Raw genomic sequence first — 15,947 nt, 5'->3', positions numbered from 1 at the left:
ATTGACTTTGACTATCTTTGACCTTTGTTTATATTATAGTTTGACCTTCTTTGACTTTCAAGTATTTTGTTTTGTCTTTTTTCCTGCCAATTTTTGATTGGTTTACGATGATAACAGGGTGTCTCGGTGTATGCAAAGAACGTGCTTATAGCGAAGTCTGATTGCTCGCAATCCCTTCATGCCTCCGTTATGATGGGTATGAAAGAGGATTGAAGGAGGTACATACAATGAAAATTCTAGCGATACATGGGAGTTCCCGTCCGAATGGGAATACCGAACAATTGACGACAAAAGCACTCGACGGCTTGGATGCAACCCACATCCATCTCCGCGAATTCAACATTCAGCCGATAGATGACCTACGTCATGAACCGGGCGGATTCCGATCAGTAGAAGATGACAATGACCGCATAGTAGACTTGATGCTTGAACATGACATCATTGTGTTTGCTACTCCAGTTTATTGGTATGGAATGTCTGGCATGATGAAAGATCTGATTGATCGTTTCTCACAAAACATGCGCGATGACCGATATGATTTCAAGGCTGAGCTTCGTAAAAAGAAAGCGTATGTCATCTGCTGCGGAGGCGACAATCCGAAGATCAAAGCATTGCCGCTTATCCAACAGTTCAACTACATCTTTGACTTTGTAGATCTTGAATTCGGTGGATACATCATCGGACAAGCGAACAAACCAGGCGACATCGCAGACGATCACTTAGCGATGCAACAAGCTGTAGAACTGAATCAATTGTTGAAAAAGTAAGAAGGACAGCCAGGCGGCTGTCCTTTTCCTTATTTAGAATTCTTGATTTTCGCGCTCGGGTAGATCCTCGTCACGCAATTCTGTCTGCCCTTTTGCAAGCTCTTCAGCAATTTCAATGTCTGGAAGACTTTCCTTCGGCGTTTGATTATGGTGTTTCGTCTTATCGTTCAACTGCTTGCGCTTCGTCATACGATCGCCTCCAATTTTTCACGGTATGATGGTAGTTTGGACGAAGCGATCCTATGGTATGCGCTGCAATTATTTAAGCGGAATCTTGATGCTTTTCAAGAAGTCCTTCATATAAAGTCTCATCGGCTTACTCATCTTGTTGGCGATGATCTGCGTCCAAGTATGCGTGCGCTTTCCTTGGGTACGCTCACGATAGTAATCAGCAATATCTTCGTTATAACGAGCCAACTGCTCGATGAATTCTGTTTCGTCTTGCTGATACTCATCTACATGATAGATGTTCTCCATCGGCAACCGCTGTTTTTTATCAGGATTCTGATCCGGTACACCGACACACATACCGAACAATGGAATGACGCGGTCCGGCGTTTTCAAGACTTCCGCCACTTCTTCCAGGTTGTTACGCAATCCACCGATATAGCAGATACCGAGTCCCATTGATTCAGCAGCAAGTGCCGCATTTTGAGCCGCAAGCGCTGCATCAATCGTTCCGACCATGAATTTTTCCGTAGATTCAAGCGATTCGACAACTTCATCCTCTGTTAGACCTTCCATTTCCACAGCAATTTTATGCCGGTTAAGATCCGCACAAAATACGAAAAAGTGTCCGTTCTTCTCCACGTATTCCTGGTTTCCTGCGAGTTCTGCCAACTTCTTTTTCTTGGCCGGATCTTTCACCCCGATGATGGAATAGACCTGGAGATAGCTGGATGTAGCTGCCGCTTGAGCGCTTCGGACGATCGCGGTGATTTGTTCTTCTGAAAGCGGTTCATCTTTAAACGCGCGGATACTGCGATGATTCAATATCGTTTCGATTGTCTCGTTCATTTCTCTCACCCTTACTTTCATCAGTTTCGTTATTCTAAATTCATCGTATCCAACGTGAGGTCTGAGGACAACTATTGTGCCTTTAAGCGTGTTTTGGCTTATAATTCTGGATTTTGGATTATAATACTGGATTTTGGATTATAATACTGGATTTCGTTTTATAATTTCTGGATTTGGATTATAATTACAAATTTCGGCTTATAATTCTTGAATCTGGCTTATATTCCACTAGATCAAAAAAAGAGAGCTGTACCCGAGGACAACTCTCTCCATTACTGCTTTATTTTGAACTTTTCATCCGGCTAATCATCAATACAGTGATTCCCACAAACGCCATTAATGCTAAAAAAGGAATCGTGATGAAGCCGAGCCAGTTAATATACTCTCCAGAACATGGAACACCTTGTGTACATGATCCCACCTTTGAAAACAAATCGGTTTTCTGATGAAGGAAATGATACGTCGATACGAATATTCCGATCACGCTGAACGGAAGCACATACCAATGAATCTTTTCCTCATCCAGGAAAAGTCCGACTCCAAGAATGATAGCGAGCGGGTACATCAGAATCCGCTGATACCAGCATAACTGACACGGGACGAAACCGGCTATTTCGCTAAAATAAAGACTCCCAAGCACCGCAACGAGTGATATGATCCAAGCGATGCCTGTCCGTTTACTGCTCACCGGCTTCCTCCAAAGCTTCCTCGATAGCAGGTTTGATGGAGCCCTCATAATCTAGTTCGACCATCTTGCCATTCACCAATACTGTTGGAGTACTCTCGACTTGGGCACTCATATCTCGATCTTCTTCTACTCTTTGATTGATGGTTTCGTTGTCGATATCTTCCTTCAATTGATCAACGTCAATTCCATCCACATTTTTTTCAACTAGATCGAACAAGAATTCTTCTGTTGCCCAAGGCTCGCTCATTTCACCCTGATTGGCTAAGACAGCATCATAATATTGAATGAATGCATCAGGATTTTGTTCATACACTGCTTCACCAACGAGAGCAGCTGTGAATGAATCTGGTGCCAGGAACGGTTTATTGATGAACGTCATGCTCGCTTTTCCTGTATCAATGAAGTCTGCTTTGATCTGAGGATAGACTTGCTGAGCGAAAGATGCACAGTGCGGACACTTGAAATCGAAAAACTCAACCAATTTGACCGGTGCATCTTCTTCACCGACAGTCGGTTGATTTTCATAACTGACCTCAATCTCTTGACCAGGCTGAGCAGACTCCGCTTGATCCTGACTCGGGTTATTATTTTCATTGCTGATGATGAACAGTAATACTGCAGCTAATACGAATACTGCTCCTATAATGATGATGAATCCTTTATTGTTCTGTTTGGGCGGCTTATAGACCGTTTTCTTTTTCTTTGCCATGACAGGTCCTCCTATATATGTACTAACTCTATTCTTCCTCAATTCGAACACCTATGTCAATGAACGTGCTATGAACATTTGTACATCTCCCAAAATACACTCAATTTTTCCTAATTAATGGAGATTAGTTGTAGATATAGCGCTCTTGTTAGTGTAAAATTACACTAAATGAGAGTTTTATTAGGGGGATTGGATGTATGCTATGGACACACTCCCAACCTGGGTATGGGTAATGTATTTTGCTTACATCATTGCTAGCATGGTCGTTTCTTTTCATGCCATACGGAAAAAACGGTTAATCGTGTTGTCGGTCTTACATATCGGCTTCACTATCACAACCCCAATCATAGGATTTGTGCATGCAATCGAACGTATTGAAGGGAATGAATTGAATCATCTGATCCGAGGTTTGGAAAACTTCGAATTGTGGTCTGTCTATGTATTGGTAGGGTACGTCTACTCTTTTGTTTGGTGGATTCTTTACCTATTTAAAAAGAAAAACGGGAACTTCTAATCAATAGAAGCTCCCTTCCTTATAAGTACGTTATTTTGCGCTATCTTTATATTAAAGTTTGGTCAATTACTTTTATAAATTCTCATGAGGAACCGAAGAAACCAATTTCTTCTCTTCCTCTTCTTCAGCTTCGGATCGACTATAAATTTCATCGGTCAATCCCCAGTCCTTCTTATTGGCAAGATAACGTAAGCCTGTACGGAAAGTCGAGAATGTTTCAGCTTCAATCTTCACGCCAGCACGAACGATCTCTTGAACAAGTCGGGATGAGAAACCTACATAGATGATTTCGACTCCCATCAATGAGACCGATCTTGTCAATTGCTCGATCTGATGGGCAAGGTCATCCATTTGGAAGTGCCCATTATCCGGTAGGATGGCACCTGTAAAATCACAAACGATGGATTCAGCATCCTGGGTTGTAATGTTATGCAACAGTTTATCACGAGTGATTTCGAATCGTTCATTGGTCAACATGCCTACAATCGGTACGAGGATCGTGTTCGGGACGATTGAAGGTATGATCGGCACAGACAAATCGGCGATCAACTTCTTGTCATGTTTCATCATTTGTTCGGACTCATCGATTCGGCCTTCAAAGTTAACAATTAACGAGTGCACATAATAGAAAGCTGCATGGTCTAACATGGTATCGATACTTCGAAGCGTCGAAATCAGTTCTTTGTTCGACCAATCTTCAGATTCCGTTTGGAGTTCGACAACGTCTAGAACTTGACCCTTGAATATCTCGAATGCTTTGAAAGACTGATTGAAAGGTCTTTTTTCATTGATTGCATTCCAGCTCGTTTTCTCCGCCCATTCATTGATCAGTTGCTTCGCTTCAACCTCATCTTCTAATTCCAGGCCCCTACTGAGATACTCCGCTAATGACATGTGTGCTTCAAGAAAGTTTCGCGTGTTCTTGGTGCCAAGTGATTCTGAGAGTACTTCGTCGGTCTTCTGAGCAATGGCTTCTTTTTCATCATAAATTCGTTGAGCAATTACGGCGATACTCATGACCAGTCCCCCCCTGGGAAAAATGTTTAACATATTCTTAATACCCTATTAGATGTATGTTAAACCCCATATTACAGATTCTCTCGATTTTTTTTGATAAGGGCGCTCGACTCGTCAATGAGCTGTTAACGTCTCTTCGGTCTGAACAGCCGTTCCCAACCATTCTTTCAATGCATCGAATTGCTTTGCAGCATCGTAATAGCCTTGATCATATAACGCAGTCAATTTAGCAGGGTCCCTTTCTACACGCCCTACTTGGAGCGGCTCTAACGGTCGGATGACGAAGACGTCTCCGTTTTGCTCTTTATCCCGGATATAATCCATCGTCTCGTTATACACCTGGAATCTCTTACTCATGCTATCAACCAGACCGTTATATTGCGGATAGGCTTTACGAGTGATCCAATTCATTCTGGAAGGTTTCTTGATATAACCGTCATTACGCGTCAAAATGAGGATATTTTTTCGATTGCCATCCAATTCAGATTTACGGATCGGAATCGGGTCTGAGATGCCTCCATCCATTAAACATCGATCACCCAATTCAATGACCGGTGCCATGAAAGGTAATGAACTTGATGCTCTTAGGATGGAAAGTATTTCGTTTGAGTAAGCCCCTTTCTCAAAATACACTGGTTCACCTGTCCTGCAATCTGTCGTTCCGATCACGAACTTTTCCTCCGCTGTATGGAACCGATCGAAATCAAAAGGGACGAGTTTATTCGGAATTTCATCAAAGATCAAATCCATCCCGAATAATTGACGCTTTTTCCAGAAATTTTTGAAAGATATGTAGTCAGGATGTTTGGAATAACCGATTGTCACTTTCTTGTTTCTTCCCCGTTGACGGGCGAGATAAGACGTCGCATTACATGCGCCTGCTGATACACCGATGACATATGGTAAATAAAAATCCTGCTCCATGAAATACTCCAGCACACCGGCTGTATATACCCCACGCATCCCGCCACCTTCTAGCACAAGTCCTGTACCGTTCATGCAAACAACACTCCTAGCTTGATCTCTTTTTTCCAGTTTATCAAAAATAATCTTCCAATGTCAGGAAATGCGCAGGTTTTTACAAAGGATTAAGATTCAATCTTTTTTCCATATATAAAAAAACCGAATACCTCGATGAGGATCCGGTTTTGGATATCGTTTATGTCGGCGGGGGCTGACTTCCTTCCCTTCCTGCTTGGCTGCGATGTCTGTCTGTCACATTTTGATGTGACGGCCTTTCTTGGTCTTCAGAAGAGTTCAAATGAACCTCTGTTCTTTTCCTATTCTGATATTCATAGTAAATGGCGATCAACAAGACGACCAACAGTGGTATAAGCATCCACATCCACATTGCACAAGCACCTCCTTTGTCACTTACCATACCCGCATTCCATAAAAAGCTAACATGAAACAAGCTGTGGAAAATTTCGGCCACACCATGTAAAGTAAAAGGTAGACAAAGAAAAGGTGGTCAAACAATGGTAACAAAACAACTTATCGTGTTTTACATGATTGGCGGCGCTCTGATCTTGTTAGGAGCTGGCTTTTGGTTGAAAAAAAATATTTTCCTCATTAAAAACTATGAGGCAAGTTCAATAGCCGATAAAGAAGGATTAGCAAAGTCTGCGGGGATCTATGTCATTGCAATCGGCGTTTTGATTTTCTTGACTTCCTTCCTTACACAAGCAATCGGGAATTTCGCCTGGATGATTTTCGCCATCCTCGTATCCTTGTCCTCATTGCTCATGATGCGCATCATCATGAAATACATGTAACGAAAAATGAACCTTCCGGGTTCATTTTTTTGTGATCTTATATGGAAATGTCTGGTACTATGGTATAGAGAATATGTATGGGGGTGAAACATTTGGACGTTGGTTTCTTTGGACTGTTCGGTCTTTTATATACTTTATTTATTTTAGGGTTATTTGTATTTGCCATCTATTTCGTCATTTCATTGCTCAAGTTCATGAAAAACAAGCAAAAAACCGATCAAGAGATGAACGAAAAACTGAATACTTTAATAGAAGAGATCCGTTATCGGAAAAACTAGCATCCTTCCCCTTCCATCTACCTAGTAAATAGGCATTAGAAACGAAAAAACCCCTCCCGGATCCGGGAAAGGTTTCTTCTAAGGGTTTAGGGGTTAGGGGGATAAAAGGTTGTTAGTATAAGGATACCCACCTCTACATTTTTTAAACATCAAAAACTATAAAATTTCGAGATTTTTTTCGTTTAGGTCTTTCGTAACATTTGTGTAATATTTGTAATAAACACGAAACTTTCCTCCGAATCATTCGTCTATATAAGTAAGAAGAACAAATTGGAGGAGGAAGATACATATGAACACATTCATGAACCTATTTCGACCATTGTTGGCAGGAACAATTGCGGTGATAGCGTTTATCTTTGTTGTTCTTTCACTTTGGCACTATGTGTCCTAAGAAAGACTGAAGGGATTGATCACGATGATCAATCCCTTCTTTTTTATAGTCTATGAAATTGTGAATCCGATTTTTCCGAACTGTTTTGCTTCTTCCATTCTATTAAATGCTTCCTTCGCTTCTTCCAACGTGAACGTTCGGTCGATGACAGGCTTGATGTTGTACTTACGAATGAAGGAAAGCATATCACGGAATTCTTCATGACTCCCCATCGTCGTGCCGAGTAGATTGTATTGACCATAAAAGAACTCACGGATATTGATGTGTACTTCATCTCCGGCGGATGCCCCGAAAGTGACTACCGTTCCACCTGGCTTCACAGCATTCAGTGATTTGTCGAACGTAGCTGCCCCTACACTTTCAATCACTAAGTCTACCTTTTCACCTTGCAGGGTTTCCGTCCAATCTGATGCACTATCAATCGCTCTATCGGCACCCATCCTCAACGCTTCCTGCCGTTTTGCTTCACTTCTAGAAGTAACGGTTACTTGAGCACCGACCGCTTTCGCATATTGTAAAATGAACGTGATGACACCACTTCCGACACCCGGCAGTAATACGTGTTGCCCTTCTTGTAGTTGACCTCTCGTAAACAATGCGCGATATGCCGTCAAAGCCGCAAGAGGTAACACCCCTGCTTCCATCCAATTGAGATGTTCAGGCTTCGGTTCGACCTGGTTAGCGGGAACGACAACCTCCTCTGCAAAAGTTCCGTTAGATGGAAATCCGAGAATCCCGAATCCTTCAGGAGGAGCAGGCGATTTTTCCGGCCAGCCGAGACCCGGATTGATGACGACTTCATCTCCAACCGAGACGCCTTCCACCCCGCTTCCGACTTCTGAAACGATACCTGCGCCATCTGATCCGATGACAAATGGAGGTTGATCCTCTTCGTGACGATGAAGTACGAACAGATCGCGGTGATTCAATCCAGCTGCCTTCAACTGAACCTTCACTTGTCCTTCTTTTACAATGGGAGATTCAAAGTCTTCCAGCTTCATACCTTCCATGCCTTTCGGACTTGTATGTACGATTGCTTTCATAACGATTCCTCCTTCTTTTCCACCATTATGGCATACTCTTACTTCATACTCATCTTACACGCATCTGAATATTCGAAACTTTTTAGTTTTATGGTAAGGTTATGGAAAAAGGAGTGATGGTTATGGTCCGTTTCACGAATATGACCGAAAAGCAGTTTCACGAGTACCGAGCACGGTCTCTAGCCGAATACGCAGAAAATATCCGTAAAAATTATGACGTGTCCGAAGAGGTTGCCACTGAACAAGCAACAGACCAGTTCGATGAGTTATTGAAAAATGGCTTACATACGGAAAACCACAGCATTTACCATGTGACAGATGAAGAAACGGAAGAAAACGTCGGGATCATCTGGTATTCCCTACGACAGGAAACAGAAGAAGTCTTCCTTTATGAAATCTGGATGGACCCAGAATTCAGAGGGAAAGGATATGGGACACAATCGATGAAAGAGTTGCACCGGCGGGCGAAGGAGCTCGGTGCCAAGAAGGTCGGTCTACACGTATTCGGACAGAATACAGGTGCGATCACTTTATATAAACGGCTCGGGTATGTCGAGAACAGCATCGTCATGCAGTATCAATTATAAGAATATTATGGAACTGACACCCCTTCCGTCTCTTTCTGTTATAGTAAGGAGTGGAACATTGTACGTGTAAAGGAGTTTCATATGTTAAAAGAAACAAAACCAGCTAGAATCACCCCGGATTTCGATCCATGGGAAGCTTATATGGACGTGGAAGATCATGGCCGGATGGTCCTCAGCAATGTCGAGTTCACGACGACGACGATCTGCAACATGCGATGCGAGCATTGTGCGGTCGGTTATACGTTGCAGCCGAAGGACCCGGATGCGCTACCGGTGGAGTTGATGATCAAGCGCTTGGAGGAAATTCCGCATTTGAGATCGATCAGCATTACGGGTGGAGAACCGATGCTTTCCATGAAATCTGTGAAACAGCATGTGGTCCCTCTTCTTCGTTATGCACATGAACGTGGCGTACGGACGCAGATCAACTCCAACCTGACATTGGACTTGAAACGGTATGAATTGATCACGCCTTATTTGGACGTGTTACATATATCCCATAACTACGGGTCAGTGGAAGATTTCAATGAAATCGGTTTTGCAATGATGGAGAAGAAACCGAAGATAGCACAACGCGAAAAATACTTCGAACGGATGGTTGAGAATTCGAGAGCGCTCACTTCGGAAGGTGTCATCGTTTCAGCGGAAACGATGTTGAACAAGCGTACGCTTCCTCACCTGGAGGATATCCACCGTCAAATTGTCGAGATGGGTTGTCAACGACACGAAGTTCACCCAATGTATCCGAGCGACTTTGCAAGTGGATTGGAAGTCGCCACCTTGCCTGAAATACGCGAAGGAATTCATCGATTATTGGATTCGAAGGACCCAGACACTTGGATGCTCTTCGGCACGCTCCCTTTCTATCCGTGCAGTGACGATACGGAAGATCTCGAGTTGCTGAAACGTTTATATAAGGAAAACAATGTGACGGTACGAAACGATCCAGATGGTCGCTCACGTTTGAACGTGAATATTTTCGACGGCAATGTCATCGTTACCGATTTCGGAGAAGATGGACCGCTAGGCAATATCAAAACCGATTCACTCAATGACGTGTATGATCGTTGGATGGACAGCAAGTTGGCTCAATCTGTGAATTGTCACTGTCCGGCAGTCAAATGCCTCGGACCGAACCTGCTCGTCAAGAACGCATACTATCCTGACCAAGATTTCACTTTAAAAAAGTCCAATATATGAAGAAAAGGCTATCGAATTTGTCATTCGATAGCCTTCTTTATGAACGATTGATTATTGGATGCCGACTGCGTCAAAGGATAAGTTTACGGCATTGACTTCAGGAGAACCTGCTCCAAAAAGGTCTATAGCCGATTGGACAGCTGCTGATCGAGCTTGACTGAATGTGGAGGACGCTGTCAAATACACCGTATTCATACGGTAGTAGACGTCTCCCATCTTGTCCTTTCCAATCCCCGGTACCGTCACGCCGTAATGGGTGCCGCCTTCGCTCAACAAGTAGGCCGCTTTATTGATGATCCCGCTGTTCGTATGAACCCCTCCGTTATCACCTGTTCCTGTGTATCGGTTAGAGTAATGATCCGGATCACCGTATTTCGTCGGATCACTCATGGAACGTAGTGCGTCCCCTGGCGTTCCAGGTGTATAAATATCTTCTCCTACCTCAAAGTCAGGGTTTGTCCCATGGTAATACTCGACAAGCGTACCGAAGATATCGGATAATGCTTCGTTCAACGCTCCAGATTCATTTTCATAGACGAGGTCCGAACTATAATCGGTAACCGCATGTGTTAATTCGTGGGCGACTACATCAATTCCTCCGGATAGAGCTTGGAATGTAGTACCATCACCATCTCCGTAGACCATTTGAGAGCCGTTCCAAAATGCATTGTTGTAATTAGAGCTATAGTGAACGGAAGATTGGATCGTCGCACCGTTTCCATCATATGAATTACGCCCGAACTCCCCTAGATAGTAGTCGTATGTAACGCCTGCATAATGGTGTGCATCGACTGCTGCAGCATCGTACGCTTGATGGAACTGGTTGTCACTATCGGCCCACAGTTTACCTGGAAGGAAGAACTGAGGGAAGAACGTCCTGTTTTCCATATCGTATGTCATGATGCCGTTCCCTCTGGTGTTGTCCTGTAGATAATAGGTATTGTTCGAGAGTGTGGTGTTAAGAGATTTCGTATTTCCTAGCACACCAGTTCCTGAACCGACTTCATTCGTTCCACTCACATCATGCATATCATTGTACTTGTGGATGATGTTGCCCGTCGCCTTATCAATGAAATAGTTCCAGTTTCCAGGCTTCGGATCCAGGAAGTTCAAATTGACGAGATACGCGTTGTAGGTTTTGCCATCCTTTTGATAGACGATGGACTCTCCTTTCGCCTTATCTTCCAGGTCAGGATTGAAGTCCAAGTCTTTCAAGGCGATCTGTGTCGCTTTGTTTGCGTTGATTTTGCTTTTCTTTTTCAGAGATTTCTCTTTTGCAAGATCGGATACAACTGACCCGGAAACGACCTTCAACACGCCATCATCACCAACGTGTGCGACCTGTGTCGATCCCCATACTGGTGAACCTTTATACATTTGCTGTAGGCGGACGATTGTTCCACCTAAGTCATCCTTCTTCACTTCTACTATTTTGAAGGATTCTTTCGCTTGCGCTTTTCCAATCTTGAACTTGTCTTTATTACTATTAAAATACTTGTACACAATTTCTTCAGGTGCTGCCTTCATAGGTGCTGTCAAATTTCCAGCAACGAATTCCGGCGAATCTAGCTTCTCATTGAATATGTATTGAGAAAGTTCGACCTGCGGCAACTCTACAGGAGGTTTTGCCATGGCATTCGGGGCCATTGCTCCTGAAACGAGCCCCACCGATAAACCGACTGCTAATAGATTCTTTTTGTTCATGTAACGAAACATCTCCTTCACCCCATAGATTTGAATACGAGAAAAAGCTTAACATTATTTACAATTTTCTAATAATTCAGATATGTTTACTACTAACGTACTACTTGTTGTCAATCACTAACGTTAATTCAGTCGTTTTGCTTATATAGATGTGTGCAGGTTTAGGTTAAATGGAGGGGTTTTTGGAGGTTAAGAACTGAAAAGGTGTCCTGGATCTCGGTGAAAAAGCTATTTAGGCATTTGGGAGGGACTTTTACCGCTTGTTTTTGTGGGCTTATTGGAGAGGTTTCGCGGATTTTGGGGTGGGTTTTAGAAATTTCGTAGTTGGTTTTAGAAATTCGTTGGGCTGTTTTGTAAATTTCAAGACTCGTTTTGTAAAAATGCACGCTTGTTTTGTAAAAACAGCCACCGGTTTTTGAATTCGGATCTTTTTTACTATGAAAAAAGACTTCATCCTCACAGAATGAAGTCTTCCTTATTTAATTCATCCAGGCGGATGATTTCCCGTCGATTCTCAAGGGACTTACTTCATAGCATCAACAAGCGCATCATTGATTGTTTCATACTTGAATTTGAATCCCTCTTTTTCCAATCTTTCTGGCAGTACCCATCGACTTTTCAGCACAAGTTCTGCCTCTGTGCGAAGGAAGAATGAGCCGATTTCGAGCATCCACCTTGGTGAGGACATCCCCACTTTGCGTCCTAATGTATCTCGGAGTTGTTGCATCAGTTCACGATTTGTAATCGGATCAGGTGAAGAACAATTGAATACTCCAGACAATTCATCATGCTCTTTTAAGAAAAGAACGATTCGCCAGAGATCTTCAACATGGATCCAACTGAACATTTGATTCCCCGAACCTTGTACGCCTCCAAGTCCAAATTTGACCATATATTTATATGGTGTCATTACACCGCCTCCTGGACCTAACACGATTGCTGTCCGTAACGCGACTTGTCTTGTTTGAGGAAGTTTAAAGTTGAAGAATGTCTTTTCCCATTCCTGAGCGACATTTACGGAAAAACCAGTGCCTAGCTCCCCATCGTCCTCTGTCATCGGGCGGTCCTCTGCGTGTCGGTAGATGGTTGCCGTACTTGAATTGATCCATAAGGATGGTGGATTCGAGCATTGTTCCACCGCTTGCCCGAGCATTTGTGTCGTCTCGATTCTCGAGTCCATAATCGTTTTTCGATTTTGTTCATGATACCTGCAATTGACCGACTTTCCGGCCAAGTTGATGAGCATGTCTGCACCTTCTAATGCATCGATGATTTCGTGTTGGTTCTCCCAGGTTATGTGAGGGCGTTTCCTTGATATAATCAACACCTCATAACCGGCACGAATCAATTGTTTTTCAAAATACTGTCCGATGAACCCTGTTCCTCCAGCTAATACAACCTTCTTTTTCATAGAATCATCCCAATCTTATTAAACTGGAAAACTAATATGTGAAGTATTTCACATATTAGTATAACAAACATAGTCCAGAAAAAGGAAGTAAAAAAAGACTTCATTTAAATTAAACGAAGTCTTTTTTTACTTACACATTCAATTCATCCAGGCGGATGATGCGTGAAAAGTAAGGTAAGATCTTATGATTATGGGTCACGACGACGATTGTTTTCCCGAGCCCGTTCAATTTTTTCAAGTAATCCATGATGATCCTCTCATTATCTGCATCCAGGCTGGCCGTCGGTTCATCAGCTAGAATTAAATCACTTTCCTGTAATATCAATCGCATGATGGCGATCCGTTGCTGTTCCCCACCGCTCAGTTGATAGACCATTTTATCTTTCAAATGGTAGAGTCCGAACTCTTTCAAGAGACTCTCGACCTTTTCCAGCCTCTTTTTCTTATTCAACTTCTTATATTCAAGAGCGAGGTTCAAGTTCCACTTTACGGTTTCGTCATCGACGAGCCCGTAATTTTGAAACAAGTATCCGATTTTGTTCCGTCGTAACATCATCGCTGATTTGGAATGGATGGCAGGATTGTCTTCCCCAAATAGCTTCAACTGGCCGGCATCCTTTTTCGTAATCAAGCCCATAATATTCAATAAGGTCGTTTTCCCTTTTCCACTTTCTCCAGTGATGGCGACCATTTCCCCTTGTTTAATCGATAGATTGACATCCGAAAAGATCTCTTCCTTCTCATACGCTTTGTTTATATTCTTTAGTTCAATGATTGACATCGCTTATCCACCTTTAACGATTTTGTGCAGATCGCTGCTGACCAATTTTTTATACAAGTAGAATAGAATCAATAAATCCACCGCCAATATCCCGATGTAGAGGACGGCATTAAAATCTACAAAGAAATGAAGACCGATCATACCAAGCAACATGATGTAGATGATGAAATGAACCTTGAACGTCCTTGCACCATCGTATCCGTAAATGAACTGCATGATGTATCTTTTGTTGTTCGAGGTCACATCGACAAAATTGGAAATATAGATGACGAAGATCAGTGTGAATAAAAACAGGACCGTAAACACTAAAGAGTTGTACATGACGAACTCAGTGTAATGGACCCTATCCATATAAGGAGTCAAAAGTGTCCCTACATTCACGAGCTTCTGAAGGTCGAATTTGGCAATCGCCTGGCTGAATTCATCTCTTTCATCCAATTGGAAGTAAACGTCCCCTGCATTCAATAAATCATAATAGTACAGGCTATCAAAATTTCCTGTGTCCAGCATGACGATCGTATCCCTCAACTTGATGTCCGTTCCCGAGACGTTCTGACCGAGTAACGCATATTCCTGACCATTTTGCATGTATAGGATATTCAAATCCTCTACCCGCTTCGGATTCTCATTTTCAATCCCAAAGAACTCATTATAATTCATCAAGTGCTCGAATTTTTCTTGGTAGATGTTCCGGACCACATCCTCTTGTTCCATATATTTGACCGGAACCAAAAGGGTTGGTTTATCGGCCTCCAGGTTGTCGATCGGCACGCCATTCTCATCATGAAGATTCATGAACGCTTTGAAATATCGCTCATTAACGACGATATGATTTTCCTCAAGTGAATTGAATATATCTTCTTTCTTCAAGCCCTGAATCTCCAAATAACTAGGAGACAGTAATTCGAGTAGGTAGGCGTCATTCACATACAACTGACCACGTGCTTCGAAATGCTCATATAGGTTTTGAATCGACTGACCATATTCTGCGATTCTTTCCGGCTGTTTTCTAGCAATCGTATCTTCCTCATAATTGTAGCCATTGGATGTAAAATAACCATTCAACTGTTTATATTGCTCCAGGTCCCTCATTTTCTCCTTATAGTCGGTGTAATTGGACATGAAAGAAGAAATGGAAACGGTTATGGAAAGGATCAATACGATTTTCAGTCCGTATAAAGCGTAGTTCAACTTGTTCGAGTAGACTTTATTCTTGATCATCAGATTGATATCGATGAATCTTAAGCTCGTTTGAGTAATCAACAAAAGGATGATGTTACATAATGCCACAACGAGCATGAATGCAGCTAGTAGGTAAAAATAACGCAACACGATCTGATCGACGAACAAGTAATAGAAGAAATGGGTACAAAGTACACCGAGTAAGATTGCACCCTCCATGTAGACGAAGTCTTTCAGCGAGCCGAGGATCATTTTCATATTAGAAAAACCAAGCATTTTCTTTACAGCATTCACTTTGATCCTTGTAAATGTATATATGAAGAGGACCAACTGGGATAAGACCAGCAATAAGGTGAAGTTCAAGAGATTGTACTTCAACACTTGTCCATAAGCGATCGTATTTTCATAAGGTTCAATTGTAACGCCGAGTGTAGATGCTATACTGTCTATTTCATCCCGTTGTAGATCTGTATAGAATACCCCGTTGTTATCAATGAAATCTTCCTTCTGCAAAGGATAGTAATTGAAGATTGTATCTGATGATATGGATGCAGGCTTTGCGATTTCATCCAGTTCACTATGATAGATTTCGTAAACGAATTGATTGTTCTCAGATACAGGTGTTTTGATGAGTTGAACTCTGCAGGATTGATCAGATAAACACAATGCGTCAATCTCTTCATAAAGCGCATTCAATCTGTCACCTGAAAGGTCCTCTACGATATAGGCATCTAGTGTCGAATCACCTAGATGATTCAATTCATATATATCGAATAAAGATTTATTGAAGATATAGGATAATAACAAGAATTGACCAATCAAGAAAATGAATAATAGTTTTTTCATCGTTCCTCCATGTCTTGTGTATCTTGTTGGTAAGGAA

General features: G+C 42.3%; 18 protein-coding genes. 6 read left to right on the top strand and 12 right to left on the bottom strand.

All coding sequences use genetic code 11. The features are described from left to right. Positions 1-227 precede the first annotated feature (227 nt). Positions 228-767 (top strand): flavodoxin family protein, encoded by a 540-nt coding sequence (locus ACSVDE_RS01240; protein ID WP_439299145.1) that lies wholly within the window; start codon positions 228-230, stop codon positions 765-767. 33 nt (positions 768-800) lie between these two features. Here ACSVDE_RS01240 and ACSVDE_RS01235 read toward each other — a convergent pair whose 3' ends face one another. From ACSVDE_RS01235 to ACSVDE_RS01220, 4 genes are all read right to left on the bottom strand, one after another. After that, positions 801-956, bottom strand: coding sequence for a hypothetical protein (locus tag ACSVDE_RS01235; RefSeq protein ID WP_226548209.1), 156 nt, complete (start codon positions 954-956; stop codon positions 801-803). Between the two features lie 69 nt (positions 957-1,025). Next, positions 1,026-1,784, bottom strand: coding sequence for an oxygen-insensitive NADPH nitroreductase (gene nfsA / locus ACSVDE_RS01230; protein ID WP_439299144.1), 759 nt, complete (start codon positions 1,782-1,784; stop codon positions 1,026-1,028). 280 nt (positions 1,785-2,064) lie between these two features. Beyond that, positions 2,065-2,472 carry a disulfide oxidoreductase gene (locus ACSVDE_RS01225; protein ID WP_439299143.1) on the bottom strand — a complete coding sequence of 136 codons (408 nt, stop codon included), beginning with the start codon at positions 2,470-2,472 and terminating at the stop codon, positions 2,065-2,067. Continuing rightward, complete coding sequence (locus ACSVDE_RS01220) at positions 2,462-3,181, bottom strand: DsbA family protein (RefSeq protein WP_439299142.1); 720 nt, start codon at positions 3,179-3,181, stop codon at positions 2,462-2,464. Before ACSVDE_RS01220 ends, ACSVDE_RS01225 begins: the two co-directional genes overlap by 11 nt. A 193-nt stretch (positions 3,182-3,374) precedes the next feature. Between ACSVDE_RS01220 and ACSVDE_RS01215 the strand changes: the two genes are divergently transcribed. Next, positions 3,375-3,695, top strand: a complete 321-nt coding sequence (locus ACSVDE_RS01215; protein WP_439299141.1) for a hypothetical protein — start codon at positions 3,375-3,377, stop codon at positions 3,693-3,695. A 72-nt stretch (positions 3,696-3,767) separates the two neighbouring features. Here ACSVDE_RS01215 and ACSVDE_RS01210 read toward each other — a convergent pair whose 3' ends face one another. The 3 genes from ACSVDE_RS01210 to ACSVDE_RS01200 form a co-directional block, all read right to left on the bottom strand. Next, positions 3,768-4,712 carry an STAS domain-containing protein gene (locus ACSVDE_RS01210; protein WP_439299140.1) on the bottom strand — a complete coding sequence of 315 codons (945 nt, stop codon included), beginning with the start codon at positions 4,710-4,712 and terminating at the stop codon, positions 3,768-3,770. Positions 4,713-4,826: 114 nt separating this feature from the next. Further along, positions 4,827-5,711: a patatin-like phospholipase family protein gene (locus ACSVDE_RS01205; protein ID WP_439299139.1), complete on the bottom strand. Its 885-nt coding sequence runs from the start codon at positions 5,709-5,711 to the stop codon at positions 4,827-4,829. 160 nt (positions 5,712-5,871) lie between these two features. Continuing rightward, complete coding sequence (locus ACSVDE_RS01200; RefSeq protein ID WP_439299138.1) at positions 5,872-6,063, bottom strand: hypothetical protein; 192 nt, start codon at positions 6,061-6,063, stop codon at positions 5,872-5,874. Between the two features lie 127 nt (positions 6,064-6,190). Here ACSVDE_RS01200 and ACSVDE_RS01195 point away from each other — a divergent pair, with 127 nt between their 5' ends. Together ACSVDE_RS01195 and ACSVDE_RS01190 are read left to right on the top strand one after the other, a co-directional pair. Beyond that, the gene (locus ACSVDE_RS01195) at positions 6,191-6,487 is read left to right on the top strand and encodes a DUF3784 domain-containing protein (protein WP_439299137.1); all 297 of its coding nucleotides are present in this window, start codon (positions 6,191-6,193) and stop codon (positions 6,485-6,487) included. Between the two features lie 92 nt (positions 6,488-6,579). Next, a complete protein-coding gene (locus tag ACSVDE_RS01190) occupies positions 6,580-6,765 on the top strand; it encodes a hypothetical protein (protein ID WP_439299136.1) in 186 nt (61 codons plus the stop codon). 441 nt (positions 6,766-7,206) lie between these two features. On the opposite strand, the gene ACSVDE_RS01185 is transcribed toward ACSVDE_RS01190, so the two are convergent. Next, positions 7,207-8,199, bottom strand: coding sequence for a zinc-binding dehydrogenase (locus tag ACSVDE_RS01185; RefSeq protein WP_439299135.1), 993 nt, complete (start codon positions 8,197-8,199; stop codon positions 7,207-7,209). A gap of 122 nt (positions 8,200-8,321) precedes the next feature. Between ACSVDE_RS01185 and ACSVDE_RS01180 the strand changes: the two genes are divergently transcribed. Continuing rightward, positions 8,322-8,786 (top strand): GNAT family N-acetyltransferase, encoded by a 465-nt coding sequence (locus ACSVDE_RS01180; protein WP_439299134.1) that lies wholly within the window; start codon positions 8,322-8,324, stop codon positions 8,784-8,786. Between the two features lie 81 nt (positions 8,787-8,867). Next, on the top strand, positions 8,868-9,986 hold the full coding sequence (gene yfkAB / locus ACSVDE_RS01175) for a radical SAM/CxCxxxxC motif protein YfkAB (RefSeq protein ID WP_439299133.1): 1,119 nt from the start codon (positions 8,868-8,870) through the stop codon (positions 9,984-9,986). 51 nt (positions 9,987-10,037) lie between these two features. Here the strand turns inward: yfkAB and ACSVDE_RS01170 are convergent, their stop codons facing one another. The 4 genes from ACSVDE_RS01170 to ACSVDE_RS01155 all read right to left on the bottom strand — a co-directional run bounded on the left by ACSVDE_RS01170 (position 10,038) and on the right by ACSVDE_RS01155 (position 15,910). Beyond that, entirely contained in the window at positions 10,038-11,690 is a 1,653-nt protein-coding gene (locus ACSVDE_RS01170; protein WP_439299132.1) for a M4 family metallopeptidase, read from the bottom strand. Positions 11,691-12,213: 523 nt separating this feature from the next. Beyond that, positions 12,214-13,101: a TIGR01777 family oxidoreductase gene (locus ACSVDE_RS01165; RefSeq protein WP_439299131.1), complete on the bottom strand. Its 888-nt coding sequence runs from the start codon at positions 13,099-13,101 to the stop codon at positions 12,214-12,216. 130 nt (positions 13,102-13,231) lie between these two features. After that, positions 13,232-13,882, bottom strand: a complete 651-nt coding sequence (locus ACSVDE_RS01160) for a putative bacteriocin export ABC transporter (protein WP_439299130.1) — start codon at positions 13,880-13,882, stop codon at positions 13,232-13,234. A gap of 3 nt (positions 13,883-13,885) precedes the next feature. Next, positions 13,886-15,910 (bottom strand): hypothetical protein, encoded by a 2,025-nt coding sequence (locus ACSVDE_RS01155; protein ID WP_439299129.1) that lies wholly within the window; start codon positions 15,908-15,910, stop codon positions 13,886-13,888. Positions 15,911-15,947 lie beyond the last annotated feature (37 nt).

This window comes from Pseudalkalibacillus sp. Hm43 (assembly GCF_051842935.1).
Classification (GTDB): domain Bacteria; phylum Bacillota; class Bacilli; order Bacillales; family Fictibacillaceae; genus Pseudalkalibacillus.
This window is presented reverse-complemented; position numbering and strand designations above follow the sequence as displayed.